The organism is Faecalibacterium sp. BCRC 81149, from assembly GCF_022750605.1.
GTDB classification, from domain to species: Bacteria; Bacillota; Clostridia; order Oscillospirales; family Ruminococcaceae; genus Faecalibacterium; species Faecalibacterium duncaniae.
Genome location: NZ_QXJA01000001.1, coordinates 302364 through 319652, shown reverse-complemented (window position 1 = coordinate 319652; position 17289 = coordinate 302364). Strand labels below are relative to the sequence as shown.

At 60.3% G+C, this 17289-nt stretch carries 11 protein-coding genes and 1 tRNA gene; 9 read left to right on the top strand and 3 right to left on the bottom strand.

The annotated features are described in order from the left end of the window. Positions 1-62: 62 nt before the first annotated feature. The 4 genes from rnr to D3F01_RS01545 all read left to right on the top strand — a co-directional run bounded on the left by rnr (position 63) and on the right by D3F01_RS01545 (position 8917). Entirely contained in the window at positions 63-2180 is a 2118-nt protein-coding gene (gene rnr, locus D3F01_RS01560; protein WP_242885677.1) for a ribonuclease R, read from the top strand. A 237-nt stretch (positions 2181-2417) separates the two neighbouring features. Beyond that, positions 2418-4190: an oleate hydratase gene (locus tag D3F01_RS01555; RefSeq protein WP_242885675.1), complete on the top strand. Its 1773-nt coding sequence runs from the start codon at positions 2418-2420 to the stop codon at positions 4188-4190. A gap of 327 nt (positions 4191-4517) precedes the next feature. Continuing rightward, the gene (locus tag D3F01_RS01550) at positions 4518-6293 is read left to right on the top strand and encodes a bifunctional UDP-sugar hydrolase/5'-nucleotidase (protein ID WP_242885673.1); all 1776 of its coding nucleotides are present in this window, start codon (positions 4518-4520) and stop codon (positions 6291-6293) included. Between the two features lie 269 nt (positions 6294-6562). Continuing rightward, a complete protein-coding gene (locus tag D3F01_RS01545; protein WP_242885671.1) occupies positions 6563-8917 on the top strand; it encodes a glycoside hydrolase family 3 N-terminal domain-containing protein in 2355 nt (784 codons plus the stop codon). 103 nt (positions 8918-9020) lie between these two features. Here D3F01_RS01545 and D3F01_RS01540 read toward each other — a convergent pair. Continuing rightward, positions 9021-9094: transfer RNA gene (locus D3F01_RS01540), tRNA-Gln, on the bottom strand. A 223-nt stretch (positions 9095-9317) separates the two neighbouring features. Between D3F01_RS01540 and D3F01_RS01535 the strand changes: the two genes are divergently transcribed. The 5 genes from D3F01_RS01535 (at position 9318) to D3F01_RS01515 (ending at position 14150) form a co-directional block, all read left to right on the top strand. Next, a complete protein-coding gene (locus D3F01_RS01535) occupies positions 9318-9599 on the top strand; it encodes a DUF2508 family protein (RefSeq protein ID WP_005932624.1) in 282 nt (93 codons plus the stop codon). A 152-nt stretch (positions 9600-9751) separates the two neighbouring features. Further along, positions 9752-9898: a six-cysteine ranthipeptide SCIFF gene (gene scfA / locus D3F01_RS01530; protein ID WP_015563834.1), complete on the top strand. Its 147-nt coding sequence runs from the start codon at positions 9752-9754 to the stop codon at positions 9896-9898. A gap of 68 nt (positions 9899-9966) precedes the next feature. Continuing rightward, complete coding sequence (scfB, locus tag D3F01_RS01525) at positions 9967-11418, top strand: thioether cross-link-forming SCIFF peptide maturase (RefSeq protein ID WP_181966812.1); 1452 nt, start codon at positions 9967-9969, stop codon at positions 11416-11418. Then, positions 11419-12846: an amino acid decarboxylase gene (locus D3F01_RS01520; protein ID WP_242885669.1), complete on the top strand. Its 1428-nt coding sequence runs from the start codon at positions 11419-11421 to the stop codon at positions 12844-12846. It abuts the gene before it with no gap. A 101-nt stretch (positions 12847-12947) separates the two neighbouring features. Next, the gene (locus D3F01_RS01515) at positions 12948-14150 is read left to right on the top strand and encodes a glycosyltransferase family 4 protein (protein ID WP_242885667.1); all 1203 of its coding nucleotides are present in this window, start codon (positions 12948-12950) and stop codon (positions 14148-14150) included. Between the two features lie 83 nt (positions 14151-14233). Here the strand turns inward: D3F01_RS01515 and D3F01_RS01510 are convergent, their stop codons facing one another. Both D3F01_RS01510 and D3F01_RS01505 read right to left on the bottom strand, forming a co-directional pair. Next, entirely contained in the window at positions 14234-16804 is a 2571-nt protein-coding gene (locus D3F01_RS01510) for a heavy metal translocating P-type ATPase (protein WP_242885665.1), read from the bottom strand. A gap of 36 nt (positions 16805-16840) precedes the next feature. Further along, positions 16841-17221 (bottom strand): metal-sensing transcriptional repressor, encoded by a 381-nt coding sequence (locus D3F01_RS01505; RefSeq protein WP_242885664.1) that lies wholly within the window; start codon positions 17219-17221, stop codon positions 16841-16843. Between the last annotated feature and the right edge of the window lie 68 nt (positions 17222-17289).

The window sequence follows — 17289 nt, the reverse complement described above, 5'->3', positions numbered from 1 at the left end:
CGTGGGAAAGAAGTTGTCCGGGTTCCATTGGAGAATGCCGGAAAAGTGTTAAGGAGAAAAATATGTCATTACGCGATAAAATTGAACATGCCATCCAGAACCAGCCCTGCATGGTCAAGGACCTCAAGGCAAAGTTCGGCGGCGACCGTGCCGCGGACCGCAAGGTGATGGAGGCTCTGGACGAGCTGGTACACGACGCTGTGGTCTGCCAGAAGTCCGGCGTGTTCTTCACTGCCCGCTCCGGCCGTGCCGAAAAGGCCCTGCCCTGCAAGGTGGTCAAGCTGGGCAAGAACTTTGCCTTTGTGATGCTGGAGGATGAATCCGGCGATATCTTCATCCCGGGCCGCTTCACCCGCGGTGCCATGCCCGGCGATTCCGTTCTGGTGGAAAAGTTTGCCCACCCCCGGGTGGAGGGCAGCGATGAGGGCGAGATCCTTGCCGTGCTCGAGCAGAAGAACGACATGGTGGGCACTGCCCGCCGCATCGAGGGCCGCCTGAAGTTCGTGCCCGATGACTGCCCGGCCATCTCCATGACCATCCAGCGCGACTGCGAGGGCGGCGCGAAGGACGGCGACAAGGTGGCTGTGGAGATCCTGCAGCGCGGGACCCGGCAGGAGGATCACCGCGTGGGCGTTTCCATGCGCTTTGGCAGCTGCGAGGAGGCCAAGCGCTGCGCCAAGGCCCTGCTCTATGCCAAGGACATCCACACCCGCTTCCCCGAGAAGGTGCGGGACGAGGCCAAGAAGTTCGAGGACATGACCGTGTCTGAGGAGGACTGCAAGGGCCGCATGGATCTGCGCGCTCTGCCCATCTTCACCATCGACAGCGCCGAGACCAAGGATATCGACGATGCCGTCAGCCTGACCCGGCTCCCCGGTGGCGGCTATGAGCTGGGCGTTCATATCGCCGATGTCTCCCACTACGTCAAGCCCGGCAGTGAGCTGAACGAGGAAGCCTTCAACCGCGCCACTTCGGTCTACTATGCGGATCAGGTGGTGCCCATGCTGCCCAAGAGCCTTTCCAACGGCATCTGCTCCCTGAATGAGAAGGAGCTGCGCCTGGCGTTCTCCTGCCTGATGCGTCTGGATCAGGACGGCAATCTGACCGATTACAAGTTCGTCAAGTCCATCATCTGCAGCCGGGTCAAGGGCGTGTATTCTGAGATCAACGCCCTGCTGGCCGGCACTGCCGATGCCGAGACCCAGGCCAAGTATGCCGAGGTGCTGGATCAGCTGCCCGCCATGAAGGAACTGTACGCCCACCGCGCCCGCCTGCGCAAGGAGCGCGGCTGCATCGATTTCGAGAGCGGGGAAGTTAAGCTCATTCTGGATGAGAACGGCCACTGTATCGATGTGAAAAAGCGTACCTCCGGCGAGAGCGAGGCCATGATCGAGGAGTTCATGCTGCTGGCCAACCAGTGCGCCGCCCACTTTGCCCGGGTCAAGCAGATCCCCTTTGTCTACCGTGTCCACGAGGAGCCCAACGGCGAGAAGCTGGAGCGCCTGCACAGCCTGCTGCAGGCCTGCGGCATCAACGACCACTTTGCCAAGGAAGTGCCCACCCCCAAGGAGCTGAGCGCCATTCTGGAGGGCGTGCGCGGCACTCCGTTTGAGCAGATCGTCAACACCGGAATGCTCCGCTGCATGTCCAAGGCCTGCTATGAGGAAAAGCCCAAGGGCCACTATGGTCTGGTGCTCAAGGATTACGCCCACTTCACCAGCCCCATCCGCCGCTACCCGGATCTGGCCATCCACCGCATGATGACCGACCTGCTCAGCGGCACCGACAAGGAGACCATGATCGTCCGCTACACCGATTTCGCGGAGAAGGCCTCCAAGCAGTCCAGCGAGCGGGAAGTGCTGGCCGTTCAGATCGAGCGCAAAGCCGAGGATTACTACAAGGCCGAGTACGCCCGCCGCCATCTGGGTGAGTGCTACCAGGGCATCATCTCCGGCGTGACCCAGCGCGGCATCTTTGTGGAGCTGGAGAACGGCGTGGAGGGCTTTGTGCCTGCTTCCAGCCTGACCGCCACCGGCACCACCCTCACCGAGGGCATCCGCCTTTCTGACCCCGCCTCCGGCAAGACCTGGAGCTTGGGCGACAGCATGATGATCACCATCGTCCGCGCCGATATCAACCTTGGCAAGGTCGATTTTGAGGTGGCACCTGAAAGCAAATAATCCGTGAACGTTCAAAAACGCCTGCTTCTTCGGAAGCGGGCGCTTTTTTGTGCGGGGTTATACACACTTTCTCCATATTTCCGACAATGGTCGGTGTTTGTATAAATTTTATACACTGTTCAGGATTTGTTTGTTGTTCTGAAAAAACCACTGGGGTATACTAAGCACAACGAAAGGGAAGATGACACAGAACCATGAACGCGGTCTTCCCAATACGATTTACAGGAGGTTCCCAGTATGTATTATTCCAGTGGCAACTACGAAGCATTTGCACACCCCAAAAAGCCTGAGGGCGTTGACAATAAATCTGCTTACCTCATCGGCTCCGGTCTGGCGGCCCTGACTGCCGCCTGCTACCTGGTCCGTGACGGCCAGATGCAGGGCGGCCACATCCATGTGTTTGAGAAGGACCCGCTGCCCGGCGGTGCCTGCGACGGCTACAAGTACGATATCGGCTATGTCATGCGCGGCGGCCGTGAGATGGACAACCATTTCGAGGTCATGTGGGATCTGCTCCGCTCCATCCCGTCTCTGGAGACCGAGGGTGCCAGCGTGCTGGACGAGTATTACTGGCTGAACAAGGAGGACCCCAACAAGTCCCTCTGCCGTGCCACCGTCAACCGCGGCCAGGATGCCCATACCGACGGCAAGTTCGCCATCTCCGATCAGGGTGCCATGGAGATCATGAAGCTCTTCTTCACCCCGGACGAGCAGCTGCAGGATAAAAAGATCACCGATATCTTTGACGATGAGGTGTTCTCCTCCAACTTCTGGATGTACTGGCGCACCATGTTCGCCTTTGAGAACTGGCACAGCGCGCTGGAGATGAAGCTCTACCTCAAGCGCTATATCCACCACATCGGCGGTCTGCCCGATTTCACCGCCCTGCGCTTTACCCGCTACAACCAGTACGAGTCCATCATCCTGCCCATGGTCACCTACCTGAAGGACCATGGCGTGGATTTCCAGTACGAGACCAAGGTCACCGATGTCCAGTTCCGGATCGAGGGTGGCAAAAAGCAGGCCAGCAGCGTGACCGTGGATCACAAGGGTGAGAGCAGGACCATCGACCTCACCGAAAACGACCTGCTCTTCATCACCAACGGCGGCTGCGTGGAGAGCTGCACCATCGGTTCTCAGGACAAGGCCGCAGGCTTTGATCCCACCATCAGGCCGGGCAACGGCTGGGATCTGTGGAAGAAGATCGCCGCACAGGATCCCTCCTTCGGCCATCCCGAAAAGTTCTGCTCTCAGCCGGAGCTGTCCAACTGGGAAAGCGCCACCATCACCACCCTGGACGACAAGATCCCCCAGTATATCAAGAAGATCTGCAAGCGTGACCCCTTCAGCGGCCACACCGTCACCGGCGGCATCGTCACGGTCAAGGATTCCAGCTGGCTGCTCAGCTGGACCCTGAACCGTCAGCAGCAGTTCCGTGATCAGCCCAAGAACCAGCTCTGCGTCTGGGTCTACGGCCTGTTCAGCGACAAGCCCGGCGATTACGTCAAGAAGCCCATGCGCGACTGCACCGGCCGCGAGATCTGCATGGAGTGGCTGTATCACATCGGCGTGCCCGAGGAGGACATTGCCGAGCTGGCTGAGCACAGCGCCAACACCGTGCCTGTGATGATGCCCTATATCGATGCCTTCTTCATGCCCCGTGCCTTCGGCGACCGCCCCGACATCGTGCCCCAGGGCGCTGTCAACTTCGCCTTCCTGGGCCAGTTTGCCGAGACCGGCCGTGACACCATTTTCACCACCGAGTACTCCATGCGCACCGGCATGGAAGCGGTTTACACCCTGCTCAACATCGACCGCGGCGTGCCCGAGGTCTGGGGCAGCACCTATGATGTCCGCAGCCTGATCGATGCAACGGTCAAACTGCGTGACGGCAGAAAGATCACCGATATGGATCTGCCCTTCATCCAGCGGGTGGCCCTCAAGGAAGTGCTCAAGAAAATCGAGGGCACCGACCTTGAGAAGTTCCTCAAAGAATACCATGCCATCTGATGCTGTCTGAGAATCGTCCCCCGATCCTCTGACCCTCTTTTCTGAATGCGGCAAAGCCCTGCACCCTTTCCATGGGATGTGGGGCTTTGCCCTTTTTCTCTGAATTTTCAAACGTTTTACCAAAACAGTATGACTATTGTGGGATTTCTTGACACGAATTTTACAAAAATCCCTTGCGGAAACTGGGGTTCTATGTTAAGATTTAGGTAACAAACAGCCCTCTCGGTCTTGCTGAAGCCTGCCAGTTCCCCAAAAGGGAAAACAACGCAGCACAGCATTGACGGAGAGGGCTGAAAGAGCGTATTGAATCAAAGGAGGTCTTTCCCTGTGAAACAGTTCATTACCCGCCGCAGCTTTATCAAGGCTGCCGGTGCTGCCACGGCACTGACCGCAGTTTCTGTCGGTGCACCCGCCGCCTTTGCGGAGGAGACCAATTGCTTCTTTGGTGACAAAGCGGATGTGACCATCCTCTACACCAACGATGTCCACACCTATATCGACAACAAGTCCCCCAAGCCCACCTATGCCGCCATTGCTGCCCTGAAAAAGAGCATCGAGGACACCGGCCGGGATGTGCTGCTGGTGGATGCAGGCGACCATATCCAGGGCACCGCTTACGGCTCCATGGATGACGGCGCTACCATCATCGAGCTGATGAACGAGGCCGGTTACGATCTGGCTACCCCCGGCAACCATGAGTTCGACTACGGCATGGCCCGTGCCAAGGCTGTGCTCCGGGAAGCCGACTTCCCCTATGTCTCCTGCAACTGGGTCGATCTGCGCACCGGCTTCAACGTTCTGCCCAGCGTCAAGTTCTTCTTTGTGGGCGGCCGCAAGATCGCCTTTGTGGGCGTGACCACCCCCGAGACCTTCACCAAGTCTACCCCGGCCTACTTTATGAACGATGCCCAGACCAAGTACATCTATGACATTCTGGGCGGTGAGGACGGCCAGAAGCTCTACGATGCCGTTCAGAAGGCCATCGACAAAGCTGAGTTCTGGGGCGCTGACACCATCATCGGTCTGGGCCATCTGGGCGTTGACCCCTCCTCCTCTCCCTGGACCAGTGAGGAAGTCATTGCACACACCCACGGCTTTACCGCTTTCATCGACGGCCACTCCCACACCGTGATGGCCAACAAGCAGGTCACCGATGCTTCCGGCAAGGCAGTCACCCTGACCCAGACCGGTTCTTACTTCAAGAACATCGGCAAGATGACCGTGGGCGCAGACGGTACCATCACCACTGAGCTCATCAACACCTACGAGGGTCTGGACGCTGCCGTGGCCGCCACCGCCTCCAACTGGATCAGCGCAGTGGACGATATGCTGGGCGAGGAGATCGCAGTGGGCGATACCAAATTCTACATCAACGATCCCGCCACCGGCAAGCGCCGCATCCGCTCCGGCGAGACCAACCTCGGCGACTTCGTGGCCGACGGCATCTACACCTACTTCAACGAGATCGAGGAGCTCCACTGTGATGTCGCCATTATGAACGGCGGCGGCATCCGCACCGATGTGGAGGCTGGCCCCTGGAGCTTCAAGACCTGCAAGACCGTCAGCCCCTTTGGCAACGTGGCCTGCCTGATGTCCGTGACCGGCCAGCAGATCCAGGACGCTCTGGAGTTTGGTGCCCGCTTTGCCGGTGCTGAGGGCAAGGAGAACGGCGGCTTCCTGCAGGTGGCAGGTGCCAGGTATACGATCCACCCCATGATCCCCAACACCGTTCAGACCAACGACAAGAATGTCTGGACCGGCAGCGCCGCCACCCCGCGTGTCAGCAATGTGGAGATCTACGACAAGACCACCGGCACCTATAAGCCCCTTGACCCGAACGCCACCTATGCTCTGGCCGGCATGAACTACACCCTGCGCAATCTGGGTGATGGCTTTGCCATGTTCGATGGCGCGACCCTCATCAAAGACTATGTCTCTGAGGACTACCTTGTCATGTCCAGCTATGCAGCCATGTTCGGCGGCGTGGATGCCAATGGTCTGCCGCATCTGGCAAGCGCCAACAGCCCGCTGGCCGATTACCCCGGCTACCTGCTCAACTACGAGGACCCGCACGGCGCAGGCCGCATCCAGATGATCTGGTAAATTAAGGATACGACCCTCTCCGTCAACGCCGCAGGCTTTGACGGAGGGGGTTATTTTTAAGCAGCGTTGTCAGTAGGAAACGAACCCGGTTTGTGGATCAGGATAGGGGAAAGTTGCACAAATCCGGCAGAACATCCTTGTATACTACGCCAAAGTTTGTAACTTTTTTTATTTGTTTGCTTGCGAACGATCTGCGCTGGAAGTATAATAAACAGGCAAGTAATATATCAGCTGTGCTGTGGCAGGCACAGAGACAAAGGAGAAACATTATGCAGACACGGTATACCAGCGCCGACCAGTGGGCAGAGGCCAAAGACGGCGTGATCCCTGCACCCTACGCTCTGGAAGAGGGCGAGCAGATCATTGACCAGTACCTTGAGCCGGTCATCTTCCACAACGTCAACGGCCCCGACATCGGTGTGACCACCTGCGGCGTGATCGTCAAGGACGGCCTGTACTTTAAGGATCTGGACAACAGCGGCGAGCTGGCCCCCTACAAGGATTGGCGGCTGAGCCCTGAGCAGCGCGCTGAGGATATGGTCAAGCATCTGCGGCTGGATCAGCAGGCAGGCCTTGTGTTGAACACCCTGTTCAACACCCCTGTGGTGCCCACCCGTGCCGAGGCCACCAACGCCGAAGGCAAGCTGGAGCTGGGCAAGATCTACAAGCACCACAACCCCGGTGAAAAGCCCATGCCCGGCCCTCTGCCCGGCATGACCGTCAGCATTGATGACAGCCACGTTCTGGAAAAGCACATTGCCGCCGGTGTTTACCGCGGTGACATGCGCTGCGAGGCCGGTATGGTGGCCCTGTACCACAACGCCGGCACCCAGATGCTGGAATACGAGGCCTGCAAGGGCGGCGTGGCCATTCCGTACTCTCTCCACACCAACCCCATCAACATCGGTTACCCGGACTCTCTGGGCATCGGCGCGGCTGTCATTGGCGATGGCAACACCGACATGGTCTATGAGATGGCCCAGACCGACCGCAAGATGATGAAGGCTGAGGGCCTGAACATCATGTACGGCCCTCAGGTCGATGTGACCTCTGACCCCCGCTGGCCCCGTACCTCCGGTACCTACGGCGAGCGTCCCGATGTCACCAGCGATATTGCCGAGGCTCTGGTCAAGGGCTATCAGAATGGCGACAACGGCCTGAACGAAGGCTCTGTTGTTCTGACCATCAAGCACTTCCCCGGCGATGCCCCCTCTGAGAATGGCTTTGAGCCCCATGTGCCCATCGGCCAGTGGCGCATCTACCGCACCCCCGGCTCTATGGAAAAGTATCATCTGCCCCCGTTCCAGCGCGCCTTTGACCACAAGGTCTCTTCCATCATGCCGGACTACTCCCGTATTGCCACCGATGGCCGTGCCGTGCCCCAGACCTACCGGGGCGAGATCACCAGCACCGAGGAAGTGCCCAGCGCTTACAGCAAGGAGCTGATCACCGATCTGGCCCGGAACAAGATGGGCTTTGACGGTTATGTCAACTCCGACTCCGGCATCACCACCGTTCAGATCTACGGCGTGGAGAACCTTACCGAGCCCGAGCGCTACGCCAAGGCCATCTCTGCCGGTACCGATGTCATCGGCGGCAACACCGACCCCGAGAACATCGTCAAGGCTGTGGAGGATGGTCTGCTGCCCAAGGCAGATCTGGACCGCGCCAGCTACAACCGTCTGCTGAGCCTGTTCCGCACCAAGCGGGTGGATAACCCCTACCTCGACCCCGACAAGGCCGATCAGGCCCGCGTGGATAACTTCGATGGTGCCAAGAAGAAGGCTTACGAGGCCAACCAGAAGGCCGTTGTTCTGGTCAAGAACCATGAGAAGCTCCTGCCTCTGGCCAAGAGCCAGAAGGTCTGCATCGTCACCTTCAAGGGTGTGGACTCCGGCTTTGCACAGATGGCACAGGCCATGGGTGCCGGTCTGGGCAACACGGACGAGGATGCCGCTCTGCGCAAGACCCTGACGGAAGCCTTTGAGAAGAAGGGCTACACCGTGGTGGCCACCCCGGAGGAAGCCGATGTGCTCTACCTGCACGTCTGGCCTATCAGCAACGGTCTGGTGTTCAACCAGTACGCAATGCCCGTCATCGAGATGGGCGAGATCGTCACTGACGAGCGCGAGCGCAACAAGAGCCAGAAAAAGACCGGCAGCAAGGTCACCGTTGTCACCCTGAAGGACGTGGAGAAGATCAAGGAACTGGCCGATGCCATCCATGCCCGCGGCGGCAAGGTGGTTGGCACCTGCGTGGTCTGCAACCCCTGGCTGCTGGACAAGCTGGAGCCCTACTGCGACGCACTGACCATCCAGTACACCGTCAGCGCCGTTGCCCTGAACAACGCCCTGAACGCTCAGGTCGATGTCATCAGCGGTGACTTTGCCCCCACCGGCAAGCTGAGCCTGACCATGGTCTCTGACCCCGCCGTCATTGCCATCACCGAGCAGGAGATCGACGGTGTGGTGCGCGAGATCTGTGCCTCTCCCAACGACGTGCCCGGCTACGATAAGGATCAGTACATTGATCCCGCCATCCTCGCCAACGTCAAGGGCGGCAGCTACGCCTACTGCGATGCCGACGGCAACTACTACCGCAGCGGCTTCGGTCTGAATTACTGATTGCCGTTAACCAAAAAGAGCGATGCAGCGTTTGCTGCATCGCTCTTTTGCTTTCTCTGTGAACAAAGAACAAAAAAGACATCCGAAGTGTTCGGATGTCTTTTGGTTGGGGATGAGAGAATCGAACTCCCACAAGTAGAGTCAGAGTCTACCGCACTACCACTATGCAAATCCCCATCAGCTTGGGTCTGTCTTGCGGGGTGAGCCGCTCAACGTGTGCTATTATACGGAAAAAACGCCGCTTTGTCAAGCGCTTTTTTGAAATTTTTTGCAGAATTCAGAAAAAAGACGCACTTTCGCAGGAGTTCTTGCGGGCTGCTTGATTCCGTCATCCTTCTCATGCTCTTTGCATATACTGGAAATCAGAAGAAGCAAAGACGCACAAAGAGGAGGAACTGCTATGACCCAGACCACGCAAAAGGAAAAGACCCTGCTTTCGCCCCGCATCCCGCGGGACACCGAACACGAGCGCTACCACCCGGAGCTGGAGGAGGAGCTGAAAGAGTGCCTGTTCTGCCTGCACCGGAACGAGATGATGTTCGACCTTGAGGTGGACACCGACCTCATCGAACAGCACATCTATGAGCGGCAGGCCCTTCTGGCCCGCTACCGGTACTTGTTGGGCAAGGCCCGGGAGCTGGGGCTGCATACAATATTGGAAAAGTATCAGCCGGTGGGGTAAGGCCTCGTCTTTGTACAGCCTACAAAATACTGCCCGCAGAAGATGCGACAAAAATCTTGACAGAATCCCTGAACCGTGCTATCCTATATCAAGATAACAATGCGCAGGTGGTTCTGCGTATCAACTATTTGGAGCTAGAGAGGTTTTTAATTATGGAACGTATTAAGACGATCGCTACTCGTGACCTGACCAAGAGCGTTGTGACCGGTGGCTGCGGCGAGTGCCAGACTTCCTGCCAGTCTGCCTGCAAGACTTCCTGCGGCGTGGCTAACCAGAAGTGCGAGAACAGCAACAAGTAATTTCTGCAAATCGGATGCCGCCTTTGCCGGGCGGCATTTTTTTATGTTACAATGGAATGGAGAATAAAATGGTACATCAGTATCAATTGAACGGCTATAACATCGTGCTGGATACCTGCAGCGGCTCGGTGCATGTGGTGGATGAGGTGGCGTATGATGTCATTGCCATGTACCCCGACCACACCGCCGACGAGATCGTTGCCGCCATGATGGCAAAGTACGGCGACCGTGAGGACGTGACCGAGGCCGACCTGCGCCAGTGCATCGATGATGTGGCAAGCCTGAAGGAATCCGGCAAGCTGTGGAGCCCCGATACCTATGAGAACCTTGCGTTCGATTTCAAGAACCGCAACACCGTGGTCAAGGCCCTCTGCCTGCATGTGGCCCACACCTGCAACCTGAACTGCTCCTACTGCTTTGCCTCGCAGGGCCGCTATCAGGGCGAGCGTGCCCTGATGAGCTTTGAGGTGGGCAAGCGGGCAATGGATTTCCTCATTGAGAATTCCGGCAGCCGCCGCAACCTCGAGGTGGACTTCTTCGGCGGCGAGCCTCTGATGAACTTTGATATGGTCAAGAAGCTGGTGGCCTACTGCCGTGAGCAGGAGAAGATCCACAATAAGAACTTCCGCTTCACCATGACCACCAACGGCATGCTCATTGACGATGATGTCATCGACTTCTGCAACAAGGAGTGCCACAACGTGGTCCTGAGCCTGGACGGCCGCAAGGAGGTCCACGACCGCTTCCGCAAGGACTACGCCGGCCATGGCAGCTATGATACCATTGTGCCCAAGTTCCAGGAGTTCGTGAAGAAGCGCGGCGATAAGGGCTACTACATGCGCGGCACCTTTACCCACTACAACACAGACTTCACCAACGATATCTTCCACATGGCAGATCTGGGCTTTACCGAGCTGAGCATGGAGCCCGTGGTCTGCGACCCCAGTGACCCCAGCGCTCTGACCGAGGCAGATCTGCCCATCTTGAAGGAGCAGTATGAGATCCTGGCCAAGGAGATGATCAAGCGGAACCGTGAGGGCCGCGGCTTCACCTTCTACCACTACATGATCGACCTGACCGGCGGCCCCTGCATCTACAAGCGCATTTCGGGCTGCGGTTCCGGCACTGAGTACATGGCTGTGACCCCCTGGGGCGATCTGTATCCCTGCCATCAGTTCGTGGGCGATCCCAAGTACCTGATGGGCGATATCTGGAAGGGTGTCACCAACACGGCAGTCCGGGACGAGTTCAAGCACTGCAACGCCTACGCCCGCAAGGAGTGCCAGGACTGCTGGGCAAAGCTCTACTGCTCCGGCGGCTGTGCAGCCAACTCCTACCACGCAACCGGCAGCATTACCGGCGTGTACGAGTACGGCTGTGAGCTGTTCCGCAAGCGGATGGAGTGCGCTATTATGATCCAGGTGGCACAGAATCAGGAGCTGGCTGCACAGGGCATCGAAGTGCCCATCCAGCTGGGCTCCACCTGCAATGCCTGCGCCGACGGCGAGGCCTGCGAATAAATGACCACCCCCATCGTCGATTTTGTGCGGCAGTACGCCCGGTCCGGCACCGCCCGGCTCCACATGCCGGGGCATAAGGGGCAAAGCCTGCTGGGCTGTGAGCCGTGGGATATCACCGAGATCCGGGGGGCTGATGAGCTCTACGAGGCCGAGGGCATCATTGCGCAGAGCGAGGCCAACGCCACCCGGCTGTTCGGCACGGCCCACACTTATTACAGCACCGAGGGCTCTTCCCAGTGCATCCGGGCCATGCTCTGTCTTGCTATGCAGGGTGCGCCCCGCACCGGCAAGCGCCCGGTGCTGCTGGCGGCCCGCAATGCCCACAAAGCCCTGCTCTATGCGGCGGCTCTGCTGGATTTTGACATCCGGTGGCTCTGGCCCGCGCCGGAGGATACCGGCGCGCTGTGCAGCTGCCCGGTAACGGTGCAGGCCCTTTCCACCGCCCTTGAGGAGCTGGCCGGGCAGGGGAGAACACCCTTCGGCGTTTACCTGACCAGCCCGGACTATCTGGGCGGGATGCAGGATATCGCGGCCCTCTCTGCCGTCTGCGATGCTCACGGCGTGCCCCTGCTGGTGGATAACGCCCACGGGGCCTACCTGCGCTTTCTGCCCGGCGGGAGCCGCCATCCCATCGACCTGGGCGCGGCGGCCTGCTGTGACTCCGGCCACAAGACCCTGCCAGTGCTCACCGGGGGGGCCTACCTGCATCTGGGCCCCAAGGCCCCCGTGCAGGAGGAAAGCACTGTGCGCAGCGCACTGGCGCTGTTCGGCTCCACCAGCCCGTCTTATCTGATCCTGCAGTCTCTCGATGCCTGCAACCGGCTGCTTTCCACCGATTACCCGGCACGCCTGCAGGAGTGCTGTGACCGGCTGGCTGCTCTGCGTGCCCGCCTGAACGCGCTGGCTGCCGGGCAGGGCACGGCCCTGCCGCTGGCACTGGACAGCCCCGCCCGGGAACCCATGAAGCTGACGCTGGACGCGGCGGCGCTGGGCCTGACCGGGCAGGCACTGGCCGACCATCTGCGGCAAAACGGAATGGAATGCGAATATGCCGACCCCCGCTACCTTGTGCTGATGTTTACCCCGGAAAACCCGGCGGAGGACATTGCCCGGCTGGAAGCGGCTCTGGCAGAACTCTGTGCAGGGGGCATCCCCCCGGCAGAACCCCCTGCCGAGCATCGGGAGGCGTTTTGTGCGCTGGCCCGGCAGGCGGAGCCCCGCCTGACCGTGCGGCAGGCCGTGTTTGCCCCGCAGGAGACCATCCCGGCAGGGTCTGCGCTGGGCAGGGTCTGCGCTCTGCCCACTGTGTCCTGCCCGCCCGCCATCCCCATCGTGGTCAGCGGCGAGGTGATCGGCCCGGCGGCGCTGGAGCTTTTCGCAGCCTACGGCGTGGAGACGGTCTCGGTGGTGAAACCGGAAATTTTTTGAAAAAATCAGGGCGGAGCTGCAAGAAACTGCGGCCCTGAAACGTATTAAAGATAGAACAGAGAACATAACCCCTATTCTATGCGGTAATCTGAGGTGTTCCAATGAAAATTCTTCTTGCATCAGATACATGGTCCCCAATGGTCAACGGTGTGGTGCGCTCGGTGGAGCTGCTGTACCACCAGCTGCTGGCACTGGGCCATGACGTGCGGGTGGTGACCCTTGCCCAGAATGGCCATTCCCATGAGGAAAACGGCATCCTGTATGTGGGCAGCATCAGCGCGGAGCGGGTCTACCCGGGCGTGCGGATCAGTGCGGCGGGCGCTCTGCCCATCTCCCACTGGCTGGACGAGCTGGAAGCCTGGGGCCCGGAGGTCATCCATACGCAAAGCGAGTTTTCTACCTTTATGCTGGCACAGCGGGTGGCCCGCCGGTGCCACTGCCCGGTGGTACATACCTACCATACTGTCTACGAGGATTATACCCAGTACCTTTTCTTCAGTGAGCGTCTGGGCCGGATGACCGCCGAAAAGGCCACCCGCATCCTCTCGGGCTATTGCTCCCTCATGCTGGCCCCCACCGAAAAGGTGCGCGCCATGCTCAACCGCTACGGGGTCAGCTGCCCGGTGGTCACAGTGCCCACCGGCATTGACCTGACCGCCTTTGGCCCGGCGAAGGACAACGGCGAGGAAAAGACCCGGATGCGGGCAGAGCTGGGCATCCCGGAAGGGGATACCGTCCTGCTCTCGCTGGGCCGTCTGGCTGCCGAGAAGAACCACGCCCAGCTGGTGCGTCTGCTGGCCGCACAGCCGGAGCAGAGCCGCCCGTGGCTGGTGTTCGTGGGCGACGGCCCCGCCCGGCCTGACCTGGAAGCACTGACAAGGGAGCTGAAGCTGACCGACCGTGTCCGCTTTGCGGGCATGGTCAAGCCCGATGAGGTACCCCGGTGGTACCGCGTGGGCGATATCTTCGTCAGCGCCTCCCAGAGCGAGACCCAGGGTCTGACCTACTTCGAGGGCATGGCCTGTGGTCTGCCGGTGCTCTGCCGTGCGGACCCCTGCCTGGATGGCGTGGTGGAAAACGGCTTCAACGGCTGGCAGTGGAAGGACGAAGCCGAGTTTGCATCGGCACTGAACACCATCATCTCGGACCCCGCCCTGCGCGGGCAGCTGCGCCAGAACGCTCTGGCCACCGCCGCCCGCTACTCGGCAGAGCATTTCGCCCAGCAGGTGCTGGATGCTTACCAGCAGGCCATTGCGCTGAAGCAATACGAGCCGGAGCACAGAAGCATCCTCAGCTGGGTGTGATCCCAATCCCCAAAGAATCCAGAAAAAGCAGCAGCGCCCTGTCTCCCGCAATGGGAAACAGGGCGCTGCTTTTTGCGCATCCGTTATTCGATGCCGGTCACCTTGTAATCCTGATCCTCAACAGCCTTCTTCAGGTCTGCGTCGGAAACTTCGGCGTTCAGGGTGACGATGGCGGTACCGGCCTCATGGCTGACCACGGCCTCGTCCACGGCGGGCAGGGCTTCCAGCGCCTTTTTCACGCGGGCCTCGCAGTGGCCGCACATCATACCTTCAATATGCAGGGTCTTTTTCATGGCATTGTCCTCCTTGACAACGGGAGCCGAAACGGGTTCGGCAGTATTTTCAGCCGCTGCAGGCTGCACGGGGGCAGCGGGCAGGGCGGCAGACTTGGGTTTGCGGTCGTGTTTGGTGCTGTGCAGGTCGAACAGGTTCAGCCGCAGGGCATTGCTCACGACACAGAAGCTGGAAAGGCTCATGGCCGCAGCCCCGAACATGGGGTTCAGGGTCAGGCCGAAGGGGATGAACACACCGGCAGCCAGCGGGATGCCGATGATGTTGTAGATGAACGCCCAGAACAGGTTTTCGTGGATGTTGCGCAGGGTGGCGCGGCTCAGCCGGATGGCGGCGGGCACATCGGAGAGCCGGGAGTTCATCAGGACCACATCGGCCGCGTCAATGGCAACATCGGTACCGGCACCGATGGCGATGCCGGTGTCCGCGCGGGTCAGGGCGGGGGCATCGTTGATGCCGTCGCCCACCATGGCCACCTTGCCGCTCTCCTGCAGCCTGCGGATCACGGCCTCCTTGCCGTCGGGCAGAACGCCTGCAATGACCTCGTCCACGCCCGCCTGCCGGCCAATGGCATCGGCGGTGCGCTGGTTGTCGCCGGTCAGCATGACCACCCGGATGCCCATGTTCTGCAGCTCCCGGATGGCACGGGGGCTGTCCTCCTTGAGGGTGTCCGCCACGGCAATCACGCCCATCAGGTGGCCTGCACCGCCAAAGAAGAGGGGCGTTTTGCCCTCAGCGGCCAGCCGGGCGGCTTCGGCCTGGAGTTCGGCGGGTACGGATGCCTTGGCGGCGATGAATTCCGCATTGCCGCCGTAGATCTCCATGCCGTCCAGCCGGGCGGCAAGGCCGTTGCCGGGCAGGGCGGCAAAATCGGTCACATCGGGGCAGGCGATGGTCTCTGTCTCGGCATAGGCCAGCACCGCCTTGGCCAGCGGGTGCTCACTCTTCTGCTCCAGCGAGGCCGCCAGCGTCAGCAGCTCGCTCTCGGAAACGCCCTCCGCAGGCAGGATGTCAGTGACCCGGGGCTCGCCGCTGGTGATGGTGCCGGTCTTGTCCAGCGCCACGATCTGGGTGCGGCCTGCGGCTTCCAGCGAGGCGGCAGTCTTGAACAGGATGCCGTTCCTGGCCCCCAGACCGTTGCCCACCATGATGGCCACAGGCGTTGCCAGACCCAGCGCACAGGGGCAGCTGATGACCAGCACCGAGATGCCCCGGGCCAGCGCATAGCCAAATTCCCGGCCCAGCAGCAGCCAGACAAGGGTGGTCAGCACCGAAATAGAGATGACTGCGGGCACAAAAAAGCCGGAAACGGTATCGGCGATCTTGGCAATGGGGGCCTTGGTAGCAGCGGCATCGCTGACCATCCGGATGATCTGGGCCAGCGTGGTATCCTCGCCCACACGGGTGGCTTCGCACTTCAGGAAACCGGACTGGTTGGTGGTGGCGGCACTGACCTTGTCTCCCGCAGCCTTGTCCACCGGGATGCTCTCGCCGGTCAGGGCGCTCTCATTCACGGCGCTGGAACCTTCCAGCACAAGGCCGTCCACCGGGATGTTCTCACCGGGGCGCACCACAAAGAGGTCGCCTTTTTTCACCTGTGCAATGGGCACAGTCACTTCGGCCCCCTCCCGCAGCAGGGTGGCGGTCTGGGGGGCCAGCTTCATCAGGCTCTTGAGCGCGTCGGTGGTCTTGCCCTTGGAGCGGGCCTCCAGCATCTTGCCCACGGTGATCAGGGTCAGGATCATGGCGGCAGATTCAAAGTAGAGCTCCATCATGTAGTGCATGACGAGCGCGTCGTTGCCGTCTACCTGAGCGCGGGTCATGGCGAACAGGGCATAGGTGCTCCAGAGAAAGCTGGCCGAGGAACCCAGCGCCACCAGTGTGTCCATGTTGGGGGCACGGTGGAGCAGGCCCTTGAAGCCGCTGATGAAGAACTTCTGGTTGATGACCATCACGATGCCCGCCAGCAGCAGCTGGACCAGACCCATGGCAACGTGGTTGCCGTCGAACCAGTGGGGGAGCGGCCAGCCCCACATCATGTGGCCCATCGAGAAATACATCAGCACCGCCAGAAAGACCAGTGATGCGATGAGCCGTTTCTTCAGCCTGGGTGTTTCGTGGTCAGCCAGTGCATCCAGCTCGGCGCTGGGGGTCTCGGCGGCAGCAGCCTTGGGGCTTGCGCCGTAGCCCGCCTCCTGCACTGCCTTGACGATGGCCGAGGCGCTGGCGGTGCCCTCCACTCCCATGGAGTTGGTCAGCAGGCTCACCGAGCAGCTGGTCACGCCGGGTACAGCTTTTACGGCCTTTTCCACCCGGGCAGAGCAGGCCGCGCAGCTCATGCCCGTAACAGTATACTGTTCCATTGTTTCCCTCCGATAAAAAACGCTGCGTGAATGGGATCAAACGAGCTTGTTCAGGATCCACAAAAACTCCTGCAGCTTCTCCTCACCGCCGTTTTTCAGGTCCTCAGCCACGCAGGTGCTCAGGTGCTGGTCGATCAGCTCCCGGGTAAAACCGTTCAGGGCGCTTCTGGCGGCAGCGGCCTGCACCAGGATATCCGTGCAGTACACGTCCTTTTCCACCATGCTCCGGATGCCCCGGATCTGGCCCTCGATGCGGTTCAGCCGGGTGATGAGGTGCTTGTACTCCTCCTCGGTGCGCTGTTTGTGGCGGCAGCCGCAGCCGGTGCTTCCCTCGGCCGGGGCACAGCAGGGTGTTTCTGCCGGGGCGGGGGAGCAGTGGGGGCAGCTGCCCTCCGGGGTCTTGTTCACATCACTCATGTCTATTCTCCTTCCGTTACCCCTTGGGGGTATCCTATTCCATAGCTGCATTATAGCACGGCGGTCCT

Bases quoted from the DNA above. Each gene is read 5' to 3' on its own strand.
- rnr (WP_242885677.1), top strand. From the start codon at position 63: ATGTCATTACGCGATAAAATTGAACATGCCATCCAGAACCAGCCCTGC.
- D3F01_RS01555 (WP_242885675.1), top strand. From the start codon at position 2,418: ATGTATTATTCCAGTGGCAACTACGAAGCATTTGCACACCCCAAAAAG.
- D3F01_RS01545 (WP_242885671.1), top strand. From the start codon at position 6,563: ATGCAGACACGGTATACCAGCGCCGACCAGTGGGCAGAGGCCAAAGAC.
- D3F01_RS01535 (WP_005932624.1), top strand. From the start codon at position 9,318: ATGACCCAGACCACGCAAAAGGAAAAGACCCTGCTTTCGCCCCGCATC.
- scfA (WP_015563834.1), top strand. From the start codon at position 9,752: ATGGAACGTATTAAGACGATCGCTACTCGTGACCTGACCAAGAGCGTT.
- scfB (WP_181966812.1), top strand. From the start codon at position 9,967: ATGGTACATCAGTATCAATTGAACGGCTATAACATCGTGCTGGATACC.
- D3F01_RS01520 (WP_242885669.1), top strand. From the start codon at position 11,419: ATGACCACCCCCATCGTCGATTTTGTGCGGCAGTACGCCCGGTCCGGC.
- D3F01_RS01515 (WP_242885667.1), top strand. From the start codon at position 12,948: ATGAAAATTCTTCTTGCATCAGATACATGGTCCCCAATGGTCAACGGT.
- D3F01_RS01510 (WP_242885665.1), bottom strand. From the start codon at position 16,804: ATGGAACAGTATACTGTTACGGGCATGAGCTGCGCGGCCTGCTCTGCC.
- D3F01_RS01505 (WP_242885664.1), bottom strand. From the start codon at position 17,221: ATGAGTGATGTGAACAAGACCCCGGAGGGCAGCTGCCCCCACTGCTCC.